General features: G+C 55.8%; 25 protein-coding genes and 1 tRNA gene. 12 read left to right on the top strand and 14 right to left on the bottom strand.

Annotated elements, in window-relative coordinates; all coding sequences use genetic code 11:
• Window positions 1–18: 18 nt before the first annotated feature.
• Genes L1065_RS07145 through L1065_RS07135 form a run of 3 tightly spaced genes read left to right on the top strand, consistent with a single transcriptional unit; the run spans window position 19 to window position 3,216 of the window.
• Window positions 19–999 (top strand): thiamine ABC transporter substrate binding subunit, encoded by a 981-nt coding sequence (locus L1065_RS07145; protein WP_237094779.1) that lies wholly within the window; start codon window positions 19–21, stop codon window positions 997–999.
• Complete coding sequence (locus tag L1065_RS07140) at window positions 999–2,531, top strand: thiamine/thiamine pyrophosphate ABC transporter permease ThiP (protein WP_370641148.1); 1,533 nt, start codon at window positions 999–1,001, stop codon at window positions 2,529–2,531. Before L1065_RS07145 ends, L1065_RS07140 begins: the two co-directional genes overlap by 1 nt.
• On the top strand, window positions 2,524–3,216 hold the full coding sequence (locus L1065_RS07135; protein WP_237094777.1) for an ATP-binding cassette domain-containing protein: 693 nt from the start codon (window positions 2,524–2,526) through the stop codon (window positions 3,214–3,216). Before L1065_RS07140 ends, L1065_RS07135 begins: the two co-directional genes overlap by 8 nt.
• A gap of 54 nt (window positions 3,217–3,270) precedes the next feature.
• Here L1065_RS07135 and L1065_RS07130 read toward each other — a convergent pair whose 3' ends face one another.
• The 7 genes from L1065_RS07130 to dapF form a co-directional block, all read right to left on the bottom strand.
• On the bottom strand, window positions 3,271–4,062 hold the full coding sequence (locus L1065_RS07130) for a cytochrome c1 (protein WP_237094776.1): 792 nt from the start codon (window positions 4,060–4,062) through the stop codon (window positions 3,271–3,273).
• Between the two features lie 14 nt (window positions 4,063–4,076).
• Window positions 4,077–5,417 (bottom strand): cytochrome b N-terminal domain-containing protein, encoded by a 1,341-nt coding sequence (locus tag L1065_RS07125; RefSeq protein WP_237094775.1) that lies wholly within the window; start codon window positions 5,415–5,417, stop codon window positions 4,077–4,079.
• Window positions 5,418–5,429: 12 nt separating this feature from the next.
• Window positions 5,430–5,993, bottom strand: coding sequence for a ubiquinol-cytochrome c reductase iron-sulfur subunit (petA, locus tag L1065_RS07120; protein WP_237094774.1), 564 nt, complete (start codon window positions 5,991–5,993; stop codon window positions 5,430–5,432).
• Between the two features lie 200 nt (window positions 5,994–6,193).
• Complete coding sequence (locus tag L1065_RS07115; protein ID WP_237094773.1) at window positions 6,194–6,799, bottom strand: glutathione S-transferase; 606 nt, start codon at window positions 6,797–6,799, stop codon at window positions 6,194–6,196.
• A 41-nt stretch (window positions 6,800–6,840) separates the two neighbouring features.
• Complete coding sequence (locus L1065_RS07110; protein ID WP_237094772.1) at window positions 6,841–7,464, bottom strand: glutathione S-transferase; 624 nt, start codon at window positions 7,462–7,464, stop codon at window positions 6,841–6,843.
• Window positions 7,461–8,714: a tRNA (N(6)-L-threonylcarbamoyladenosine(37)-C(2))-methylthiotransferase MtaB gene (gene mtaB / locus L1065_RS07105; protein WP_237094771.1), complete on the bottom strand. Its 1,254-nt coding sequence runs from the start codon at window positions 8,712–8,714 to the stop codon at window positions 7,461–7,463. Before mtaB ends, L1065_RS07110 begins: the two co-directional genes overlap by 4 nt.
• Entirely contained in the window at window positions 8,711–9,532 is an 822-nt protein-coding gene (gene dapF, locus L1065_RS07100) for a diaminopimelate epimerase (RefSeq protein ID WP_237094770.1), read from the bottom strand. The genes mtaB and dapF overlap by 4 nt, the downstream gene beginning before the upstream one ends.
• A gap of 97 nt (window positions 9,533–9,629) precedes the next feature.
• On the opposite strand from dapF, the gene L1065_RS07095 reads away from it, so the two are divergent.
• The 4 genes from L1065_RS07095 (at window position 9,630) to L1065_RS07080 (ending at window position 11,693) form a co-directional block, all read left to right on the top strand.
• Window positions 9,630–9,705 (top strand) — tRNA-Lys (locus tag L1065_RS07095).
• Window positions 9,706–9,746: 41 nt separating this feature from the next.
• Window positions 9,747–10,238 carry a hypothetical protein gene (locus L1065_RS07090; RefSeq protein ID WP_237094769.1) on the top strand — a complete coding sequence of 164 codons (492 nt, stop codon included), beginning with the start codon at window positions 9,747–9,749 and terminating at the stop codon, window positions 10,236–10,238.
• Window positions 10,228–10,632, top strand: a complete 405-nt coding sequence (locus tag L1065_RS07085; protein WP_237094768.1) for a hypothetical protein — start codon at window positions 10,228–10,230, stop codon at window positions 10,630–10,632. The genes L1065_RS07090 and L1065_RS07085 overlap by 11 nt, the downstream gene beginning before the upstream one ends.
• Complete coding sequence (locus tag L1065_RS07080) at window positions 10,629–11,693, top strand: nucleoside 2-deoxyribosyltransferase (RefSeq protein WP_237094767.1); 1,065 nt, start codon at window positions 10,629–10,631, stop codon at window positions 11,691–11,693. The genes L1065_RS07085 and L1065_RS07080 overlap by 4 nt, the downstream gene beginning before the upstream one ends.
• Here the strand turns inward: L1065_RS07080 and L1065_RS07075 are convergent, their stop codons facing one another.
• Both L1065_RS07075 and rlmN read right to left on the bottom strand, forming a co-directional pair.
• Window positions 11,694–11,936: a hypothetical protein gene (locus L1065_RS07075; RefSeq protein ID WP_237094766.1), complete on the bottom strand. Its 243-nt coding sequence runs from the start codon at window positions 11,934–11,936 to the stop codon at window positions 11,694–11,696.
• Between the two features lie 57 nt (window positions 11,937–11,993).
• Window positions 11,994–13,166, bottom strand: coding sequence for a 23S rRNA (adenine(2503)-C(2))-methyltransferase RlmN (gene rlmN / locus L1065_RS07070; RefSeq protein ID WP_237094765.1), 1,173 nt, complete (start codon window positions 13,164–13,166; stop codon window positions 11,994–11,996).
• A 69-nt stretch (window positions 13,167–13,235) separates the two neighbouring features.
• On the opposite strand from rlmN, the gene L1065_RS07065 reads away from it, so the two are divergent.
• Window positions 13,236–14,153: an NAD(P)-dependent oxidoreductase gene (locus L1065_RS07065; protein WP_237094764.1), complete on the top strand. Its 918-nt coding sequence runs from the start codon at window positions 13,236–13,238 to the stop codon at window positions 14,151–14,153.
• Window positions 14,154–14,211: 58 nt separating this feature from the next.
• Here the strand turns inward: L1065_RS07065 and L1065_RS07060 are convergent, their stop codons facing one another.
• Window positions 14,212–14,736 carry a hypothetical protein gene (locus L1065_RS07060; RefSeq protein WP_237094763.1) on the bottom strand — a complete coding sequence of 175 codons (525 nt, stop codon included), beginning with the start codon at window positions 14,734–14,736 and terminating at the stop codon, window positions 14,212–14,214.
• A 178-nt stretch (window positions 14,737–14,914) separates the two neighbouring features.
• Between L1065_RS07060 and L1065_RS07055 the strand changes: the two genes are divergently transcribed.
• Together L1065_RS07055 and L1065_RS07050 are read left to right on the top strand one after the other, a co-directional pair.
• The gene (locus L1065_RS07055; RefSeq protein WP_239029998.1) at window positions 14,915–15,901 is read left to right on the top strand and encodes an asparaginase; all 987 of its coding nucleotides are present in this window, start codon (window positions 14,915–14,917) and stop codon (window positions 15,899–15,901) included.
• Window positions 15,902–15,970: 69 nt separating this feature from the next.
• Window positions 15,971–17,326, top strand: coding sequence for a DUF6161 domain-containing protein (locus L1065_RS07050; RefSeq protein ID WP_237094762.1), 1,356 nt, complete (start codon window positions 15,971–15,973; stop codon window positions 17,324–17,326).
• Window positions 17,327–17,345: 19 nt separating this feature from the next.
• Here L1065_RS07050 and L1065_RS07045 read toward each other — a convergent pair whose 3' ends face one another.
• From L1065_RS07045 to L1065_RS07030, 4 genes are all read right to left on the bottom strand, one after another.
• Window positions 17,346–17,624 carry a helix-turn-helix transcriptional regulator gene (locus L1065_RS07045; RefSeq protein ID WP_237094761.1) on the bottom strand — a complete coding sequence of 93 codons (279 nt, stop codon included), beginning with the start codon at window positions 17,622–17,624 and terminating at the stop codon, window positions 17,346–17,348.
• A 202-nt stretch (window positions 17,625–17,826) separates the two neighbouring features.
• A complete protein-coding gene (rlmH, locus tag L1065_RS07040) occupies window positions 17,827–18,294 on the bottom strand; it encodes a 23S rRNA (pseudouridine(1915)-N(3))-methyltransferase RlmH (protein ID WP_237095176.1) in 468 nt (155 codons plus the stop codon).
• A 7-nt stretch (window positions 18,295–18,301) separates the two neighbouring features.
• Window positions 18,302–18,769 (bottom strand): ribosome silencing factor, encoded by a 468-nt coding sequence (gene rsfS / locus L1065_RS07035; RefSeq protein ID WP_237094760.1) that lies wholly within the window; start codon window positions 18,767–18,769, stop codon window positions 18,302–18,304.
• A 70-nt stretch (window positions 18,770–18,839) separates the two neighbouring features.
• A complete protein-coding gene (locus L1065_RS07030; protein ID WP_237094759.1) occupies window positions 18,840–19,409 on the bottom strand; it encodes a hypothetical protein in 570 nt (189 codons plus the stop codon).
• 76 nt (window positions 19,410–19,485) lie between these two features.
• Here L1065_RS07030 and L1065_RS07025 point away from each other — a divergent pair, with 76 nt between their 5' ends.
• On the top strand, window positions 19,486–20,013 hold the full coding sequence (locus L1065_RS07025) for a hypothetical protein (protein WP_237094758.1): 528 nt from the start codon (window positions 19,486–19,488) through the stop codon (window positions 20,011–20,013).
• On the top strand, window positions 20,013–20,213 hold the full coding sequence (locus tag L1065_RS07020) for a helix-turn-helix transcriptional regulator (protein ID WP_237094757.1): 201 nt from the start codon (window positions 20,013–20,015) through the stop codon (window positions 20,211–20,213). The genes L1065_RS07025 and L1065_RS07020 overlap by 1 nt, the downstream gene beginning before the upstream one ends.
• Window positions 20,214–20,215: the final 2 nt, after the last annotated feature.

The following is a 20,215-nucleotide window of genomic DNA, read 5'->3' as shown; positions in this document are numbered from 1 at the left end:
CAAAATGGAGAGATGACGATGAAACTGACTTCCCTTGCTGTTGGACTGACCTTGGCTGCAACACCGCTTGCCGCCCAAGACGTTCTAACCGTTTATGCGCCCGACTATTTCGGAAGTGAATGGGGCCCTGGCCCTGCGATTGAAACCGCGTTTGAGGCCACATGCGATTGCGATCTGCAATTTGTGACAGGTGATCCCCTGCAACGGCTGTTGCTGGAAGGCGAACGCACCAAAGCGGACGCTGTGATTGGTCTGAACACGGATGTCACCAAAAAGGCGCGCGAAACCGATTTGTTTGCGCCACACGGCCAAGACACCAGCGATCTGACCATGCCAATCGCGTGGAACGATGATGTGTTCTTGCCGTTCAACTGGGGGCAGACGGCGTTTATCTATGACAACACCAAACTGGATACGCCGCCCACCAGCTTTGATGCGTTGCTGGCCATGCCAGATGACGTGAAGATCGTTATCCAGGATCCGCGCACGTCGATTTCCGGTCTTGCTTTGATGCTCTGGGTCAAACAGGTCTATGGCGATGATGCGCAAAACGCATGGGAGCAATTGGCCCCCAAAATTCTGACCGTCACAAAAGGCTGGTCTGAAAGCTACGGTCTCTTCACCGATGGAGAGGCGGATATGGTGTTGTCCTATGTCACCTCACCTGCCTATCACATCATCGCCGAAGACGATCTGACCAAATCAGCCGCGATCTTTGAGGAAGGGCACTATTTTATGGTTGAGGTGGCAGGCCAGCTCAAAACCACCGACCAGCCCGAATTGACGCAAGCCTTTATGGACTTCATCCTATCGCCTGCATTCCAGACAATTATCCCAGAGGGCAACTGGTCTTTCCCTGCCAAGCTGGACGACAGCCTCTTGCCTGAAAAATTCAGCCTGCTGAACATCCCCGAAAAGACGCTGTTTTATTCCGAGGACCAGGCAGCGGCAGTGCGCGACAGCGCACTTGAAGAATGGCGCGCGGCCCTGCGCCAATGATGAAATGGGCGGGAGGGGCAGTGCTTGCGCTGCTCCTTTTGTTCATTTTCGGCACGCTTCTTGCCGTTGCGCTGCGGGCCGATGATCTGTCGGGGCTGCCTTCCGATTTCTGGCCAACTGTTTGGTTCACGTTGATGCAAGCCACGCTTAGTGGCGCATTAAGCGTGCTTTTGGCGATACCTGTGGCACGCGCCCTGATGCGTCGATCTTTCAGGGGTAAGGCGCTTTTGATCGCGCTGCTTGGCGCGCCTTTTATCCTGCCTGTGATCGTCGCTGTTCTGGGCCTGTTGTCGGTGTTCGGGCGTGGCGGGCTCCTTAACACCGCCGTTGGCTGGTTTGGTGGTGATCCTGTTTCTGTGTACGGACTCACGGGCATATTGCTGGCGCATGCCTATTTTAACCTGCCCTTGGCCACGCGGCTGCTTTTGCAAGGCTGGCAGGATATCCCCCAAGGGCGGGTTCGGCTGGCGCAAAGCCTTGGGATGCGTGGGATGGCTGCGTTTCGTCACATCGAATGGCCCATGCTCAGGGACCGCGCCCCGGGCATATTTCTTGCGATTTTCACAATCTGTCTGACAAGTTTTTCCGTTATTCTTCTGATAGGCGGGGGGCCACGTGCCACCACCATTGAGCTTGCGATTTACGAAGCCTTCCGCTTCGATTTTGATCTGGGAAAAGCCGCGTTGCTGGCCTTGGTGCAGTTTGCCATTTGCGGTTTTGTTGCAGTGATCGCCTTGCAAACGCGGCTGCCCCAATCGGCAGGCAGCGGGGTTGGGCACACAACACTGCCCGTTTTGTCGAATACAAAAGGGATCGGCGCTTTTGACGGTCTTGCTATCTTTTTGGCCACAGCCTTTTTGCTGATACCTCTGGGGATGATGCTGGCCAAAGGCGTCAGCGCCCTTGGCGATATGCACGGCGCCGTTTGGCCAGCCGCCATTCGGTCGCTTGTCATCGCGGTTGCAAGTGCTTTGGGAAGTGTGGTGATGGCTCTGGCCCTGTGCCTCTTTGCGCTGTCGTTGCGGCGTGGTGCGGCCCTGATTGACGGGCTTGGCTTTTTGATCCTTGCGACCTCGCCGCTTGTCATGGGAACGGGGCTGTTTTTGATCGTCTTTCCATTTGTTAACCCCACATCGGTTGCACTTTGGGTCACAGGGCTGGTGAACGCCACTGTTGCCATGCCGTTCATCCTGCGCTCGATCCTGCCCGCTCTGCAGCAGGCTGAACGTGATCACGGCCGCCTTGCCGACAGTCTGGGGCTGTTGGGATGGGCGCGACTGCGGTGGATGCTTGTGCCGCGGATCCGCCCGGCCTTGGGCTTTGGGGCAGGTCTTGCAGCGGCCCTTTCGATGGGGGATCTTGGGGTGATTACACTGTTTTCAGACCCGCAGCGCGCAACCCTTCCGATGGAAATGTTCCGCCTTATGTCCTCTTATCGCCAAGACAGCGCGATGGCCGCGGCCCTACTTCTGGTTGGGCTAAGCTTTGGGCTCTTCTGGCTGTTTGACAAATGGGGACGCCGCTATGCTTGAGCTTGATGGAGTGGACATTCAACTTGGCACATTTCGATTGCAGGCCGATCTGCGTGTTCCCAAAGGGGCCTGTGTGGCGGTCATGGGCGCATCAGGCTCTGGTAAATCCACGTTGATCAACGCCATCGCCGGTTTTCAGGACCATCTTGGCGCGATCAGACTGGACGGAACCGACCTGAGCGATCTGGCGCCTGACCAACGCCCCTTGAGTATTCTCTTCCAAGACGGAAATCTTTTTCCGCATCTGACCGCGGCGCAAAATGTGGCCCTTGGCCTATCTGCGAACCTGCGACTGTCTCGGGATGATTGGGTGCGGGTGGATCAGGTTCTGCACCGCGTGGGGTTGGGCGGCAAAGAACACAAAAAACCAACTGCGCTGTCGGGCGGGCAACAAAGCCGCGTGGCCATTGCGCGGGTGCTTTTGCGTGGACGTCCCTTACTGCTGCTGGACGAACCGTTTGCTGCCCTTGGGCCGGCCCTTCGCCAAGACATGCTGGCACTGGTTGCAGGTGTCGCCGCACAAGAAGGCACGACTGTTCTGATGATCACGCACGCGCCCGAAGATGCCCGCGCCATCGCCGATCAAACAATCGTGGTCGAAAACGGTCGCGCTGCGGCCCCATGTGATACCCAAGATCTTTTGGACAATCCGCCCGACGGGCTGCGCGCCTATCTGGGAACATAAAAAAACGCCCCAACCGAACGGTGGGGCGTTTTATATTTTGAAGCTTCGGATGCCTTATCCGTTGTCTTTGCCCTTGGCAGCGGCCCAAAGGCGCTTGTTCGTCAGGTACAAAAGAACAGACAGGATCGTCAGGAAGATAACGCCAGTGAAGCCAGCTTGCTTGCGGGCCATCATCTTGGGTTCGGCGGTCCACATCATGAATGCGGCCACGTCCTGAGCGATGTGGTGCAGCTCTGTCGAGTGGCCATCGGCATACTCAACATCGTCACCCCAAAGCGGTGGCGCCATCGAAATCCAGCCGCCTGGGAAGGCAGTGTTTTCGTAAAGGATGGTGCCGGCTTCTTCTTTTTCTTCACCAGTATAACCTGACAGCAAAGATGCGATGTATTCCGCACCACCCATGCCGTTGACCAACTGGCTGATGCCTGTGCCATATGGACCGTGGAAACCAGCACGGGCTTTCGCCATCAGCGACAGGTCAGGTGCGTTTTCCAAGGCCGACTCAGGGAATTTGTCAGCAGGTGTTGCAGGGCGGAAATCGTCGATCGCCGCATCAAAGACTTCGAAGTTTTCGGCATAGGCCCGAACCTGATCTTCTGGCAGCGCGGGGCCACCTTCATCAGACAGGTTACGGAACGATACGAATTTCATGCCGTGACACGCACTGCAGATCTCGGTGTAGACCTGCAGACCGCGCTGAAGCTGCATCTGGTCGAATGTCCCGAATGGGCCTTCGAACGAGAATGCAAAGTCCTCGATATGTGTGTCGTAGCTGCCCGCAGCCATGGCACCAGAGGTGCCAAGGCCAAGCGCAACAACAGCCGAAAGAGCGAGTTTCTTGAACATTATTAGGTCCTTTCTCACTCAGCCGGTGTGGCGACAGCGTCGCCTTTTGCGGCTTTGGGGTAGTGAGCGTTAAAGTCTTCTTCGATGGTCGCTGGTGGTGTCAGCGGCTTCTCGATGATGCCCAGAAGCGGCAGGATCACCAGGAAGTATGCAAACCAGTAGACCGATGCGATCAGCGCGATGTAGGGGTAGATCCCTTCGGCTGGCATTGCGCCAACCCACATCAGAACGATGAAGTCGACAACCAGCAGCGCGAACCACCATTTGAACATGGGGCGGTAACGACCCGAGCGCACCGACGATGTGTCAAGCCATGGGGCCAATGCCATCACCGCAATCGCGCCAAACATGGCCAACACGCCGAAGAACTTGGCGTCGATGATACCAAACGACAGCCACTCAACCGCAATCACCAGCCACACTTCGTTATCGAAGGCGCGCAGGATGGCGTAGAAGGGCAAGAAGTACCATTCGGGCACGATGTGCGATGGTGTCGCCAGCGGGTTCGCCTCGATGTAGTTATCGGGGTGGCCCAGGTAGTTCGGCATAAAGCCAACGATCGCCACGAACACGACCAAGATGATCGCCAGAGCGAACAGATCTTTGATCACGAAATATGGCCAGAACGGAAGCGTGTCACGTGCAGCTTCTTCTTTGCTTGTGCGGCGCACTTCAACACCTGTTGGGTTGTTGTTGCCTGTCGTGTGGAAAGCCCAGATGTGGACGATCACAAGACCCGCAATCACAAACGGCAGCAGATAGTGCAGCGAGAAGAAGCGGTTCAGCGCAGGCTGACCAACAGCCGAGGCACCAAGCAACCATGTTTGCAGCGCGTCACCCACAAACGGGATCGCACCGAAAAGGCCGGTGATAACCGCTGTGCCGTGGAACGACATCTGACCCCAGGGCAGAACATAACCCATAAAGGCTGTGCCCATCATCAGCAGATAGATCAACATGCCGATGATCCATGTAACCTCACGTGGCGCCTTGTAAGAGCCATAGTAAAGACCACGGAAAATGTGGGCATAAACAGCCACAAAGAACAGCGAAGCACCATTCATGTGGAAATAGCGGATCATCGCACCGCCGTTGACGTCGCGCATGATGTGCTCGACCGAGGCGAACGCCAGATCAACATGCGGGGTGTAATGCATCACCAGAACAACGCCAGTGATGATTTGCAGCGCCAGTGTAAATGTCAGAACGATGCCCCAGATCCACATCCAGTTCAGGTTCTTCGGAGTGGGGATCATCAATGTATCATACAAAAGCCCTACGACAGGCAGGCGCTTGTGCAGCCATTTCTCGCCGTTTGACTTTGGTTCGTAGTGGTCGTGCGGAATTCCAGCCATGTGTAGTCTCCCTTAACCGAGTTGAATTGTTGAATCGTCAACGAAAGCTGCCGTTGGCACTGGCAGGTTCCGCGGTGCCGGACCTTTGCGGATACGGCCCGATGTGTCGTAGTGCGACCCGTGGCATGGACAGAACCAGCCGTTGAAATCGCCAGCGCCGTCGCCCAGTGGCACACAGCCAAGGTGCGTACAAACGCCCATCATCACCAACCACTCACCGTTTTCGTCCAGCGCGCGGTTTTCATCGGATGCATCTGCACCGTCAGCAAGGTTCGCGTTGTCGGCCAGTGGGTCAACAAGTTCGCTGACCTCTACGGCGCGGGCTTCAGTGATCTCTGCTTCCGTACGGCGACGGATGAACACTGGCTTACCTTGCCAAAGAACGGTGATTTGAGTGCCCGGTTCAACGGCTGATACATCAACGCGGATCGAAGCCAACGCCAGAACATCGGCGCTTGGGTTCATCTGGTTGACCAGCGGCCAAACAGCGGCACCAGTTACAACGGCACCTGCACCAGCGGTCGCGTAGTAGATAAAGTCGCGACGGGTGCCTTGAGTATTCTCTGCTTGAGACACGGCGTGTGATCTCCTTTTCCCTATGACGAAACCCCTAAGCGTGGGGCCAATAGTTGAAGGGCCACGGGAATCCCACGGCCAATATCATCGCGGTATTTAGTGCGGTGGCGGCGTCAGGTCCAGCGTTCAAACCGACGCAGTGCAAACTGCACCTTATTGTCGCAGTTTATTCATCAAAAACGGTAAACTTCGCGTTAAAATCAGGCTGTTGGGGCCGTTTTCTGCATACTATCGCGCACCGAAAACGCCTCATACCAATCCGCAAGGCCATCAACGCCTGACCGCCATCCACGGCCCTCATGGCGAAAGTCCAAATAGCCAAGCGCGCACCCCATTGCGATATGCGCCGCGTCCATCGGTCCGGCCAAATGGCTCATCCACCGTGTGTTTACCGCGTCCAAAGCACGCTGCACCTTGCCCCATTGCGCCTCAATCCACGCAGGGGATTGCTCGTTTTCAGGACGCACGCGTTTTTCGTAAACCATCAAAACCGCGGCTTCCATGATTGCATCTGCCGTGGCTTCCAATGTCAGCGTGTCCCACTTGCGGGCATCTGGGTACAGATCGGCCTTGGCGCGATCATTCAGAAACTGGCAAATCACGCGGCTGTCGTAAATCGCAGGACGATCAGGGCGGATCAACGCAGGAATTTTCCCCGTCGGATTGGCGGCAATCACTTCTGTCGCCGAATTCACAGGCGTGGTGGATACATCCACCTCTTCGATCTCAGCGGTCTGATCCGTCTCCAGAATGACAACTCTGACCTTGCGAACAAACGGCGAAGCGGGTGAGCCGAGCAATTGCATGATGAAATCCTCCTGCCACCAGTCAGACCATCATTTGCGCTTCAAGGGAAGGGCACCTCTGGCGTCCCGTCCTCCCATTTGGGGTATTTGCGCATAATCCCATCAAACAACGCGCTGTCCAAAAAATGGTCCAGCCATGCACGCAAATGCGGCCAGTCCTGCGCATCAAACCATGCGCGGTCGCTGTTTGCGAATTGGCGGATGAACGGCAAGATCGCGTAATCGGCCAGCTTGGGTGCATCGCCAAACAACCAACCACCTGCCAGACGCGGCTCCAGCGTCATCAGGATCGCCTTGGCCTTTGCGCGTTCCTCCATAGGGTCACAATCGGGATAGCGCGTGCCGTATTTCGTGCGGTCCAATGCGGCCTTAAACGGCCCGTCGTTTTGCGCGATCAAGGCATGCCCCTCATCGGGCATATCCAGCAGGCCATGCGGGTCATTCTGCCCAAGTGCCCACAGCATCACATCAAGGCTTTCGTCGATTACCTGATCGCCTGCGATCAGCACCGGGACGGTCGCTTTGGGGGAAACTTCAATCATATGCGCAGGCTTGTCGCGCAACACAACTTCGCGCAGTCCGACCTGCTGCTCGGCCAAGACCAACGCCAGCCGCGCGCGCATCGCATAAGGACACCGGCGAAAGGAATACAGGATCGCCGTCATGCCACCAGATGCGTGTCTGTTGCGCCTTTGATGGCCGTGCGGATGATCTGCCCCTCTGGCTGATCGCTGTCAAAATGCACTTCGGCAAATTGCGCCGTCCGCCCCATACGCGGGTTTTCCAGCAAAACATCATGGGTCGCGCCGATCTGGGCTGCCAGATGCCGGCCCACCTGATCGGCCCCTGCCTGGCGCAACCGCGCCGCGCGGTCTTTGATCGCGCGCCCGTCCACCGCGGGCATCTTGGCCGCAGGCGTGCCGGGGCGCGGCGAATAGGGAAACACATGCAGCCACGTCAGATCGCAGTCTTCAACCAGCTTCAGCGAATTGGCAAACATCGCCTCGGTCTCGGTCGGAAAGCCTGCAATAATATCGGCGCCAAAGGTCATCTCGGGGCGCAGGCGTTTGGCTTCGGTGCAAAAGGCAATCGCATCATCGCGCAAGTGCCGCCGCTTCATCCGCTTGAGGATCATGTCATCGCCCGCTTGCAAGCTCAGATGCAGATGCGGCATCAGCCGTGGCTGCGTCGCAATCGCTTCCATCAAGGCAGGGTCCACCTCGATGCTATCAATCGACGAAATGCGCAGGCGCGGCAGATCAGGCACCAGTTTAAGGATCCGCATGACCAGATCGCCCAGTTTCGGCTCTAACGGCAGATCAGCCCCCCACGAGGTCAGATCAACACCCGTCAACACAACCTCGTTATAGCCGCGCTGCACCAGCCGTTTGATCTGGTCCACGACCACACCCGCAGGCACAGACCGCGAATTGCCCCGACCATAGGGGATAATGCAGAACGTGCAGCGATGATCGCAGCCGTTTTGCACCTGCACATAGGCGCGGCTGCGCGTGCCAAAGCCATCAATCAGATGGCCTGCCGTTTCTGTGACCGACATGATGTCATCGACCTGAACCGTCTCTGTCTCACCAATGAAATCAGCCGCCAGACCCTGCCACGTATCGGCCTGCATCTTTTCGGTGTTGCCAACAACCGCGTCCACCTCGGCCATCTGCGCAAAAGTGTCAGGGTCGGTCTGGGCCGCACATCCCGTCACGATCACACGCGCATCAGGGTTCTCGCGGCGCAGCTTGCGAATGTCTTTCTTGGCTTTGCGCACGGCCTCGCTTGTGACCGCGCAGGTGTTCACCACCACCGCGTTTTGCAGGCCTGCCCCTTGGGCAAGCTCTTTCATCGCCTCGGTCTCATAGGCGTTCAACCGACAGCCGTGGTTGCTGAAAACAGGCGAGCTCATATTGTGGCCAACCAGTCGGCAGTTAGCACGCCGTCAAACACATGGGCGGTCGGGCCTGTCATCCAGACACCATCGTCGCGCCAATCCACGTGCAACACTCCGCCATCCAGATCAATGCGCACGCGGCGTCCTGTCATGCCGCGCCTGTGGGCCGCCACCGCTGTCGCACAAGACGACGATCCAGAGGCCAAAGTTATCCCTGCACCGCGCTCCCACACCCGCATGCGCAGATGATCTGGGCCAACCACATGCGCCACCTGCACATTCGTGCGCTCGGGATAAAGCGGATGATGCTCATAGCGCGGCCCAAATTGCGCCAATGGGATCGCCTCCGCATCATCCACGAAAAACGTGCAATGCGGATTGCCCATGCCCGTGGCCACGGGGCTGCCCTCTATGGGCAACTCCAACGTGTCCATCGCCTCGGCCAACGGAATGTCCTGCCAGTCCAATTGCGGCGCACCCATATTGATCCACGGCATATCATCAACCATATGGGCATAAAGCGTGCCGCGGTCGGTCGTCAGCTCCAAGGCATCTACGCCGCGCAACCGCATCTCGCGGTCGGCAATGCAGCGCGTGGCATTGCCACAGGCCCCCGAGGTGGACCCATCGGAATTATAAAACGTCAGATGCATCGCGCCGCTGATCACCGCCAGCTGGTCAAACCCCACACCGCGATGGCGATCGGCAAGGGCGGCGACCAGGGCAGCAGACACATCTGGGCCATCATTGCGGGAATCAATCACCACAAAGTCGTTGCCCGCCCCATGCATTTTCATGAATGGAAGGCCGATCTGGTCGCGCGTCTGTGCCATGAGCGGCGATATAAGCCTTGTTCCGTTAAAGGGAAAGAGATTCTCACTTTATGGGGTTGACCCATGCCGCCACTCTTTCTAAGTAGCCCTCCTGTGAGGGCCCTTAGCTCAGTTGGTAGAGCGGCTGACTTTTAATCAGTAGGTCGCAGGTTCGAACCCTGCAGGGCTCACCACTTTTTTCCTAAAAAATTTATGCATCTTTTTTGTGAGAGCAGTGGCCGAATGTGTCATAGCCTATAGCCGCTTGCGAAAGGTTAACAAAAAGTTAACAAATAATGGCATGTGTGAAGGCCATAAGACGATTAGGTTTAAAAAGCGATATGATCAGGCCGCGCTCATGCTTTTAGGCGTGAACGATAAGAAGGCCATGATACGCCTGCGACGTCCGTTCGATGAAGTAACAAATCTCGTTATCGAAGACTTCCTCGGATTATCAACGGATGTGCAGGCACAGAATGCATTCAACGCGATATCTTTGAACACCATGTTTCCTCATCCCAACATGCTAGTGCGGTTTGAAAACATTGCATCTAGCAAACCCAACGTCAGCTTTAAGCGCGCGCGAGACATCCATGACGAGATACAAAGACACATGAACAGATTTTGCAAGGGGATGCGGATGTGTGTTGCTGAAGACAGACTTTTCCAAGTGAATGGCAAATATAATAGTGAATTCAGAATTGGTTGGGAGAACGATGCTAACTGACATTTATGAGACCTACGTCGATGCAGCGATGCTTTCCGAGGGCAAAAGGCAAACCGCCAATCAAGCGTATCTGTCTCTCAGTTTAGCCATTGTCACTGCAAGCTCGTCTTTTGAGAGTTTTCCGTTGTGGCTCGCGGCCTCAATGGTGGTCTTCATCTCCCTGATATGGTTCGCAACAATCTGGAAGTATAGGCAACTGGCGCGCATTAAGTTCGAAGTCATAGTCGAGCTGGAAAAGCAGCTTGAATTTGCCCCTTTCACCAAGGAATGGGGCTTAACTCCAAAAACAGGAAAGCTATTCGGCTTAACCCGCTTGGAAAAAGCAGTTCCGATTACCTTAGGTGGGTTGGCGACAGCGTATCTTATCTGGACGAATTGGGGGTTTTGGTCGTGAGCGATCCTTTTCAAGTCTTCATTATCGGCCCAATGGGCAAGGGGAAGGACAATCCGGGCGAACCCGGTACGCCAACATCGCAACACATGACTGTCATCGAAGAGGTGGCCAATGAATTACTTCCTCAGATGTTTGATGAACGTCAAATCGTTGACGTATATTCGCCGCTAAGAGGGTCTTCTGACATCATCGAGTATGTGTTCAATCAGATCGATGGTGCAGATATTGGTATCGCTGATATCTCTGGCCGTTCGCCAAGTGTGATGTATGAATTGGCCTATTTTCACGCTCTTGGCACACCTGTGATTATCCTCGATTTGGAAAAGCAGCGCGAAGAAGGCATTCCGTTTTATCTGCAAGGATCTAAGATTTTTGGTCTAGATGACTTTTCGAAAGAGCAGGTCCGAACGGCACTAGACCAAGCGTTTACGGATTTTTTGAATGAGAATGACGATCAGGATTTCACACAAAACCCGATTAGCAAATTCTATTCCGCGCCTTTGGTAGAAGCCGCAGGTGCCGCAACAATTGCACGTGGTTATTTTACGAACATGGTGCGCGCTATCGCTGATACATCTGGTGGTGTGAAAAACAAATATCCGGAGTTAAACATTAAGGAATTTGCAATTATTGAGCCGTCAGAGGACTTCGATATCAACGGTGACATGGCTGATATCGGTCGAATTACGCGAGAATGGAACCGTGGTGAGAAGCTCAAAGAAGAAAAGTGGGATATCGACGTTGCAGGCAAAGAACGCAAAGTTTCGGGACTTTTCATTGATGGTGTAATCTATGACTATCCGCGTACCGTTGGTGCGCTTGATGAATCACCGCGGTTGGTGCGTGTGGCGAAAGGGCGGTCCCGAACCAGATCGAATGTCAGCGGTGAGAAGATAGAGCTTACACGTAAGAGGGTTGCATCCCGTCTGGTTAGGTTTTTTAGAGAAGTGCTTGAAGATGAAATCGCGTCAAACAGCAAGACACTTTTTGCAAGGCAAATCAAGTTCATCACGATCCAAGAATTTGCAGATCGATTGAACGTAAAGTACCCGTTTGATTGATTACGGGTTGGCCACACATAGGATAGAATATGTGCCCCCGTTGAGGCCATATGACCTTTGTGAAGTGCCTGCGGTGACCAGACCCAGTGACGTTATTTTTGATATAACATCGTCAATTAATTCGGGCTGATTGAGAACAAGAATTGTTCCGTGATCAGTTGTATGTTCGGAAGCATTCAATGCTGATGCCAAATTCGGGCTACCCTTCTTTGTTACCAACTCCACAGCATCAATCATCGTCATCGCCTTCTACCCTTGGTTGAAAACGTTATCAGACGAATTGCTTAAGAAAGGGTTAATTCAGCGGCCCAACTCCGCCTCGATCTGCTTGCGCGATTTGCGTGCGCGTTCGGTGGCCGATTTCAACTGTCCACAAGCCGCCATGATGTCCTCGCCACGCGGGGTGCGGATCGGCGTGGCATAGCCTGCCTTGTAAATAATATCGGCAAAGGCGCGGATGCGGTTGTTCGATGATCGCTCATAGGGCGCGCCGGGCCATTCGTTAAACGGGATCAGGTTGATTTTGGCGGGGATGCCCTCGATCAGCTTCACCAGCCGCCGCGCGTCCTCGTCGGTATCGTTCACACCCTTCAACATCACATATTCAAAGGTGATCCGCTCTGAATTGCTGGCCTTGGGATAAGCACGCAGCGCATCCAGCAGCGCTTCGATATTCCAGCGTTTGTTGATCGGCACCAGCTTGTCGCGCACCTCATCCGTGGTGGCATGGAAAGACACCGCCAACTGGCATCCGATTTCCTGGGCCGTGCGGGCAATCTCTGGCACCACACCGCTGGTCGACAGGGTAATGCGGCGGCGTGACAGTTGAATCCCCTCGGGGTCCATCGCGATCTTCATCGCATCGCGCACGCCTTCAAAATTATACAGCGGCTCGCCCATGCCCATCAGCACGATGTTCGACAGCAGCCGCACCTCATTTTTGGGCGCGCCTTGTTCGGGCCATTCGCCCAGATCATCCCGCGCAACCATGACCTGCCCGATAATCTCGGCGGGCGTCAGGTTGCGCACCAGCTTTTGGGTGCCAGTATGACAAAACGAACAGGTCAGCGTGCAGCCCACTTGGCTGGAAATGCACAAGGTGCCCCGATCCGTTTCGGGGATATACACCACCTCAACCTCATGGCCGCCTGCAATCCGCACTAGATACTTGCGCGTGCCATCAGTGCTGACTTGCCGCGTCACCACCTCTGGCACCTCGATCACAAATTTTTCGGCCAGTTCTGCGCGATAGGCTTTCGACAGATTTGTCATCGCCTCGAAATCGCGCACGCCCCATTGGTAAATCCATTGCCAGATTTGCCCCACACGCATCTTCGCCTGCTTTTCAGGCGTGCCCGCTGCAATCAGCGCATCGCGCATCGCCGCGCGGGTCAGCCCCACAAGGTTTTGCGGCCCATCAGGCAGCTTGCGCGGGATCGTCATCACATCTTGGGTAATCGGAGCATCGGCCATGGCGTGCCTCTTATCGGTTCGCGGGTTGAAGCCCGTCATATATGGGATTCTGCGCAAATTGCAAAAGCCATGGCACTGCACTACCTCTTTGCGCAAAGCAACATGAGGGACGGACATATGAAAATCGCATTTCTAGGCTTGGGTGTCATGGGCTACCCGATGGCAGGGCATCTGCAAAAGGCAGGACATGACGTCACCGTCTACAATCGCACCACGTCCAAGGCCGACGCTTGGGTGGCCGAACACGGTGGCGCACTGGGAAAAACCCCTGCCGCAGCCGCCGATGGTGCGGATATGGTTATGGCCTGCGTGGGCAACGATGACGATCTGCGCATGGTCTGCACAGGCGCGGATGGCGCGTTTGCAGCGATGAAAGACGGCGCGATATTCGTGGACCACACCACCGTATCGGCCAAAGTCACGGCCGAGCTTTATGCGGCGGCTAAAGACGGCGGCTTCAACTTTGTCGACGCACCCATATCAGGCGGTCAGGCAGGCGCCGAAAACGCGCAGCTGTCCATCATGTGTGGCGGCGATCAGGCCGCCTATGACACAGCAGAACCCGTGATGAACACCTATGCCAAGCTGTGCCGCCGCCTGGGCGAAAGCGGCGCTGGCCAGATGACCAAAATGTGCAACCAAATCGCCATCGTGGGCCTGCTGCAAGGCCTGTCCGAAGCGTTGCACTTTGCAGATAAGGCAGGCCTTGATGGCGAAGCCGTGGTCGAGGTGATCAGCCAAGGCGCCGCGGGAAGCTGGCAAATGGTCAACCGTCACAAAACCATGCTGGCCGATGAGTATGATCACGGCTTTGCGGTCGATTGGGTGCGCAAGGATCTCGATATCTGCCTGTCCACCGCCGAAGAAAACGGCGCAAGCCTGCCCGTCACCGCCCTTGTCGATCAATTCTATAAAGATGTTCAGAAAATGGGCGGCGGGCGGTGGGATACCTCATCGCTCTTCAAACGCTTGCAACAGTTCGGCTAAAGAAAAACCCGCCCTCACATGGTGGGGGCGGGGTTCGCAAATCCAACTGTCGGCCTTATCAGCCCGAACACCGCTTGGCGGCATCATCGACCGCCGCAGTATATCCTAGCAGGCTGAAGGTATCTTTGGTGACCGTCCCGCGGCCCGACCGCGCCGTCAGCACCGCCGAAGCACCACGCTTCATCGCCGCCACAATCTTGGCATCATCATCAGGGGTGGCAGGCCACGCCCATTCCCCATCGGTGAACAGCTCATATTCATTGCCACCGATGTTCATGTTCACCGTCGATCCGCTGGCAAAGGGATAGCCGCCCGTAAAGGTCAACTGCCCGCGCACATTCGCGCCGGGACGATAGAAGGTGAACAGCAAAATATCGCCGCGGCGCACGGCCACAACCCGCCCGTCGCGGGTGTTCACTGTTTCCTTTGGGGCGCTTACCGCCCAACATTCTGTCGGGTTGCTTTCAACGAAAACGCTCCAGTCGGTCTTGGCCGCAACTTGGTTGGTCGACTGTTGCTGCGCAAATGCCGCGCCCGTCATCATGGCCAACGCTGCCAGACCTGTGGTCAGTTTTGAAATCATATTTACAGCCTCCAAGCTGTCCTTGCCTCTGTCGGCCCCTCGCGCCCTGTTGTATCGGGTCGTTTCAAGAAAGCCACTTTTCATCTCGATGGGTGGACATTAGCCTGAATCGGGTCAACGGGAAAAGCCCTTTGACCCCTCATTTACGCGGAAAACCGCCTCAAAAGGTCTCACAATCATGACAGCAGCCCCCCTGATTGAACTCTGGCGCAACGATCTGTTGGAAAGCCTGCATCTGGGCCATGCTGTGATCTGCGATGAAAACGGCGATATCGAAGCCGCCTGGGGCGATCCGTCGGCCGTGATCTTCCCGCGCTCGTCGTGCAAAATGGTGCAGGCCCTGCCGCTCTTGGAAAGCGGGGCAGGGGCGCATCTGACCACCGAACAACTGGCGCTGTCATGTGCCTCGCACCAAGGGGCCGCGATCCACACCAACCGCGTTGCTGGGTGGCTGTCGGATCTGGGGCTGGCCGAAAGCGACTTGCGCTGCGGTGTCCAGACCCCTGCGGACGAACCGGAATTGAAACGCCTTCACAAGTCCGACGAAAGCCCATGCCAAATCCACAACAACTGCTCTGGCAAACATGCGGGCTTCCTGACGCTCAACAAACATCTGGGCGGTGGCGCCGATTACGAGCTTCTGGACCACCCCGTGCAACAGGCCTGCAAACAGGCCTTCGAAGAAGTGACCGAAGAAACCAGCCCCACCTACGGCATCGACGGATGCAGCGCGCCCAACTTTGCCACCACCGTCCACGGGCTGGCCCGCGCGATGTCGTCCTTTGCCGTGGCCAATGACACCAGCACACGCAGCAACGCCATGGTCAAACTGCGCGAAGCCATGATGACCTTCCCCGAACTTGTCGCTGGCGAAACCCGCGCCTGCACCGAACTGATGCGCGCCATGGGCGGCAAGGTCGCGATCAAAACAGGGGCCGAAGCCGTGTTCGTCGCCATCCTGCCAGAGCAACGCAAAGGCATCGCGCTCAAGGTGATCGACGGCGGCACCCGCGGCGCCGAGGCCGCCATCACCGCTCTGCTCATCCATCTGGGCGCGCTCGACGCCAACCACCCCGCCGCCCTGAAACGCTTGGGCGGCGACATGACAAACTGGCGCGGCACAGTCGTGGGCACCTCGAAAACAGCCGCGGGGTTTGTGGGGTAGTTTGGCTTTCAAACCACAAAGCAATCAACCATAAGTAGTGCATAGAAATGCTCACCTATGGACGGCAAGATGACCGAACAGTATTCAATCCCGTACGAGAATAATTACCCGACTCCAGAATTTGCAAATCTGGCATCAGCAAAAAAATACCTGCTAGAAGAGCAGCAAAGCTGGCAGGCGCTGACATCTTTGGATTTTGAGAAATACAACAATCTAAAGCTGAGTACCTATGGGTCTGGTCAGTATGAACTTTCGTTTTTGGCAGACGTTTTCCCTCGGATCATCGGGCAAATCGACGGCCAAGAATTCCGTTGGGACTCATTATGGCGACAAGGCCTGACATTTTTGCCGCCTCCATCGACCTCCCTCGAAGGTCAACTGATATTGGGCCTACTTACAAACAATCAGGCCGATGAAGCCATCGCTGTTATGGCGTGGTTTCTGACTACGCACTGGAAAGCTGAGGTGCGTTCAAACCGTGGTGCAGAGGAGGTCTCACGCGGCGAACAACTTATCCTAGCGGCGCGTGCCTGCGCGGCCTTGCCGTATAGCAAAGCGTCATCACAAAAAATCGCGGCAACACACCGTATGGCGGAAACCCATCTGGAAGGTCTGGCCGCGGAAATAAAAAAGGCCCAAGGCAGCACACAAAATCTGGAAGCCGAAGCAGGCGCAACACTTGACGCGTGGAACAATAATTTCGATCGGGTCCAAGATATTCTGGTGCGTCGGGAAAAACACCGCCGCACCCAAAACTCTGACTATGTGTCCAATCTGCAGTCCGAAGTCGATGATCGCTTTGCGAAGGCCGAAAAGCGGTTGAACGCAATTGATACGGTGAACAAGGAAAAGCAAGCAAAACGGCAAGCCGAGTTTGAGGAATTGAAAGAGCTTTTCTACACGCAACTCAGGTTGAAAGCGCCCGTGAGACTTTGGAGTGATCGGGAACGAGCTCACAAATGCAATTCTCGGATTGCGCTATTCTGTTTCTTTGTCTTGACGGTTTTCGCGGTCACTATAGGGGCTGCCATTCCTTTTGAATTTGGCGACTACATTGCAGAAAGCTTCTTTACTATTGTTTGCTTTCCAGAAGGTTCCGCGGATTGTACACGCGAATTTTCTGCAAAAGGTCCCCTGACGATCGCAGGCATTCTGACCATTTTTTCATTGCTTCTTTGGACCATCCGTCTGCAATACAAAGTGTATCTCAGCGAACGTCACCTCGCGCTTGATGCAAGCGAAAAGAAAGCGTTCGCAGAGACCTTCCTTGCGCTCAAACAAGACGAGGACGTTGGCGCTGACAACGAAGCGATTGTCTTGGCCTCCTTGTTCAGGCCGACCCAAGACGGAATTATCCGCGACGATGAACAAGGCATCGATATATCTGCAGCCGCAATCCTGGCAAAACAACTTGGTCGAAATTGACGGTTCTCAGAAAATTACTTCAGCCGCAGCACCCGCTGGTGCAGGTGGGCTTGGCGGCGGGGGTCAGATCGTCTTGTGATACCGGTAGGTCGCCTGTCAGCGTCGGTTCGGGCACTTGCAATGCATCGGCCAGCTTCGTGACTGTGGCCATTGGAAGGGCCGCCAATGTCTGGGTCTCAAGGGCGGTCAGCTTGCGCTCGGTCAGGCCAACGCGTTTTGCAAGTTTCGGTCGGCCAATTTTGCGCCCCTTGCGGATGGCTTTGAGGCGATCGCCATGAATCTGAACTGAATTTTCCATGCACTCTGCTTACCATCATCCCGCACAGTGATCTAGGCGTTGCACAAAGCCGCGGGTCAGCCTCTTCATTCTTTCTTAAATAAAGTCGCGTATGTCCGCCGAATACCTGACTGTTTTTGTTGTCATACGCTCTGCCATACCGTGAGCAGACGCTAGGCCATACATCGGATGACGGGCCATTTGGGGGGATTCGCGGCAGTGGTTACGCGCGGTGATAGGGCGATCCCGCAAGGATGGATGCAGCGCGGTAAATCTGTTCGCACAGCATCACACGCGCCAGCATATGGGGCCAGACCATCGCGCCGAACGACAGTTTCAAATCCGCCGCCGCCCGCATTTCAGGCAGTACGCCATCCGCCCCGCCGATCACAAAAGCCAGGTCAGACACCCCCTGATCGCGCCAGTCTCCAAGACGCTGCGCAAAGACGGGCGAGGGCATGACCTTGCCCCGCTCATCCATCACGACAACGGTTGCGCCCTTGGGAATGGCCCGCGTCAAAAGGGCGTGTTCGGCCTGTTGGCCGGCCCCTTTTGCATCCACTTCCACCACACAAAGCGGGCCCAACCCAAGGCTGCGGCCCGTCTTTTCATAGCGGTCGGTATAGTCGGAAATCAGGTCGCGTTCAGGGCCAGCCCGCAAGCGGCCCACAACGCATAAATGTAGCCGTATCAACGGCTTATTCGGCGCGTTCTGCCTGTTCGGCAGGGCTCAGCCACATCTTTTCAAGCTGATAGAATTCGCGCACTTCGGGGCGGAACACATGCACGATCACATCGCCTGTGTCGATCAGCACCCAGTCGCCTGCGGCTTTGCCTTCCAGCTTGCTCAGGCGGCCATGCTCATGCTTGACGCGGTCCACCAGCTTTTCGGAAATCGCTGCCACTTGGCGCGATGAACGGCCCGAACAGATGACCATAAAGTCACCCATTTCGGATTTGCCGCGCAGGTCCACCTGCACGATGTCCTCGGCCTTGTCGTCGTCTAGCGATTTCAGGATGGTCGCCAAAAGGGCTTCGCTTTTGGTCATGTCCGATGTGCCACTCATTGCGGCGCTCGAAGGTGCAGGCGTGTTGCCCGCATCGGTTGAAAGAGACAGCGCATTGTCCTCCTTTATACATGCCGACAAAGCCCCGGCACTGGGCATATCCCAAAGGTAACATTGCCCTCCCCAAATCTCAACAACGCTGTCTCAACCTGTCACCCTTCCGCCACGCCTATCGGTCAACTTGTGCTGGTGCGGGGCATTGTTCGGGCGTTCCAAGCTTTGTTTGTGCCACAACCGTGCGCCATTTGGCGTTCCGGATCAGGGGTAAGAACCTGCCGTCTGGTTCAATCTGCAACGACACATCTACGGTATCATCTGCCTGTGGCCCTTCACCAATGATGCACCCCTGTAAAGCCACTGAAAGACTGCCTTTGTTCGCAGATGGGTTTTCGGCCTCCCACTGTTGGACGGTCGCTTGTGTTTTGCGCATATCTTCGATGTCCGAGCGTGAAATCTTGTAAATGCGCGCGCCGTCCAAGGTTGGGCTTTCGTGCAGCGTGTAGGCGCGCTCAATGGATTGCCCGGTGTCCGAGCGGGCCGAGGTTAAGGCCAAAACCGCGCTGTTCGGCATGACACCGGCGCGTGGCGGCAGTTCAAGCCGTACAGCGAAGTTTGCGGGATCCGCGGTCATCGGATGGACCATGCCCAGTTTTGCCGCGGTGCTTGGAACAACCGATGTGCAGGCGCCCAACACCAGCAAAGCGCCCGTATATGCGATGCGCCTGAATGGGTGTGTCATATGAAATCTCCTATTTGACGTAATAATTATTTACTGTATTACATTAAAAAATGATTCTGAAAAGAGAGGTTTTGTCATGCCCTTATCTGCACATTCCGTTCAGCGGCTGTCGCAAATTCTTCAAGTCACGGTGCTGGCTTTGGCCATTGGTTTGGCGGGGTGCCTGATGTGGGTGTATTTTGATCCGCGCAATGTGGTTCCCGATCTGCCCGACCGCGGATGGACCGGTCCCTATTCACTGACATTTCTGTGGGGCTTCATTGCGCTTGGCACCGCCTTGTCCGCCGTGGGGTTTCTTGCGCTCTGGCGGTTATATGCATTGGTGCGCTGCTTTGCCGAAGGCACATTTCTGACCCAGACAACCGTGCGTGCCGTGCAAAAACTGGGCCATGCGCTGATCTATCTGGCCCTCGCCAAAATCGCTTTTGGACCGCTGTCAGACTTATGGTTCATCTGGATTTCAAAGCCTGAAACAGGGCAGGTGTCGTTATCCGTCAGTTCCGAAGAGGTGGGCTTTTTGCTGGTTTCGGGTGTCTTGGCACTTGTGGGTCATGCCCTGCGCGAAGGCGTGGCAGCCGCGTCTGAAAACAAGGGATTTATCTGATGCAGATCGTGGTCAGGCTGGATGTCATGCTGGCGCGGCGCAAAATGAAGTCGCGCATCCTCGCCGAAAAAATCGGTATCACCGAACAGAATGTCAGCCTGCTGAAATCAGGTAAGGTCAAAGGTATTCGCTTCGAAACCTTGGCCAAGATTTGTGAGGTGCTTGACTGCCAGCCGGGCGATATTCTTGAGGTGGAATAGGC

The organism is Nereida sp. MMG025 (assembly GCF_021654165.1).
Taxonomy (GTDB): domain Bacteria; phylum Pseudomonadota; class Alphaproteobacteria; order Rhodobacterales; family Rhodobacteraceae; genus Nereida.
Note: the sequence above shows the minus strand (reverse complement) of the source record. Positions and strands in the feature narration are given on the sequence as shown.

Excerpts from the sequence above, each read along its gene's own strand:
- L1065_RS07145 (WP_237094779.1), top strand. The coding sequence starts at position 19 with ATGAAACTGACTTCCCTTGCTGTTGGACTGACCTTGGCTGCAACACCG.
- L1065_RS07140 (WP_370641148.1), top strand. The coding sequence starts at position 999 with ATGAAATGGGCGGGAGGGGCAGTGCTTGCGCTGCTCCTTTTGTTCATT.
- L1065_RS07135 (WP_237094777.1), top strand. The coding sequence starts at position 2,524 with ATGCTTGAGCTTGATGGAGTGGACATTCAACTTGGCACATTTCGATTG.
- L1065_RS07130 (WP_237094776.1), bottom strand. The coding sequence starts at position 4,062 with ATGTTCAAGAAACTCGCTCTTTCGGCTGTTGTTGCGCTTGGCCTTGGC.
- L1065_RS07125 (WP_237094775.1), bottom strand. The coding sequence starts at position 5,417 with ATGGCTGGAATTCCGCACGACCACTACGAACCAAAGTCAAACGGCGAG.
- L1065_RS07115 (WP_237094773.1), bottom strand. The coding sequence starts at position 6,799 with ATGCAATTGCTCGGCTCACCCGCTTCGCCGTTTGTTCGCAAGGTCAGA.
- L1065_RS07110 (WP_237094772.1), bottom strand. The coding sequence starts at position 7,464 with ATGACGGCGATCCTGTATTCCTTTCGCCGGTGTCCTTATGCGATGCGC.
- mtaB (WP_237094771.1), bottom strand. The coding sequence starts at position 8,714 with ATGAGCTCGCCTGTTTTCAGCAACCACGGCTGTCGGTTGAACGCCTAT.
- dapF (WP_237094770.1), bottom strand. The coding sequence starts at position 9,532 with ATGGCACAGACGCGCGACCAGATCGGCCTTCCATTCATGAAAATGCAT.
- L1065_RS07085 (WP_237094768.1), top strand. The coding sequence starts at position 10,228 with ATGCTAACTGACATTTATGAGACCTACGTCGATGCAGCGATGCTTTCC.
- L1065_RS07075 (WP_237094766.1), bottom strand. The coding sequence starts at position 11,936 with ATGACGATGATTGATGCTGTGGAGTTGGTAACAAAGAAGGGTAGCCCG.
- rlmN (WP_237094765.1), bottom strand. The coding sequence starts at position 13,166 with ATGGCCGATGCTCCGATTACCCAAGATGTGATGACGATCCCGCGCAAG.
- L1065_RS07065 (WP_237094764.1), top strand. The coding sequence starts at position 13,236 with ATGGCACTGCACTACCTCTTTGCGCAAAGCAACATGAGGGACGGACAT.
- L1065_RS07060 (WP_237094763.1), bottom strand. The coding sequence starts at position 14,736 with ATGATTTCAAAACTGACCACAGGTCTGGCAGCGTTGGCCATGATGACG.
- L1065_RS07055 (WP_239029998.1), top strand. The coding sequence starts at position 14,915 with ATGACAGCAGCCCCCCTGATTGAACTCTGGCGCAACGATCTGTTGGAA.
- L1065_RS07050 (WP_237094762.1), top strand. The coding sequence starts at position 15,971 with ATGACCGAACAGTATTCAATCCCGTACGAGAATAATTACCCGACTCCA.
- L1065_RS07045 (WP_237094761.1), bottom strand. The coding sequence starts at position 17,624 with ATGGAAAATTCAGTTCAGATTCATGGCGATCGCCTCAAAGCCATCCGC.
- rsfS (WP_237094760.1), bottom strand. The coding sequence starts at position 18,769 with ATGCCCAGTGCCGGGGCTTTGTCGGCATGTATAAAGGAGGACAATGCG.
- L1065_RS07030 (WP_237094759.1), bottom strand. The coding sequence starts at position 19,409 with ATGACACACCCATTCAGGCGCATCGCATATACGGGCGCTTTGCTGGTG.
- L1065_RS07025 (WP_237094758.1), top strand. The coding sequence starts at position 19,486 with ATGCCCTTATCTGCACATTCCGTTCAGCGGCTGTCGCAAATTCTTCAA.
- L1065_RS07020 (WP_237094757.1), top strand. The coding sequence starts at position 20,013 with ATGCAGATCGTGGTCAGGCTGGATGTCATGCTGGCGCGGCGCAAAATG.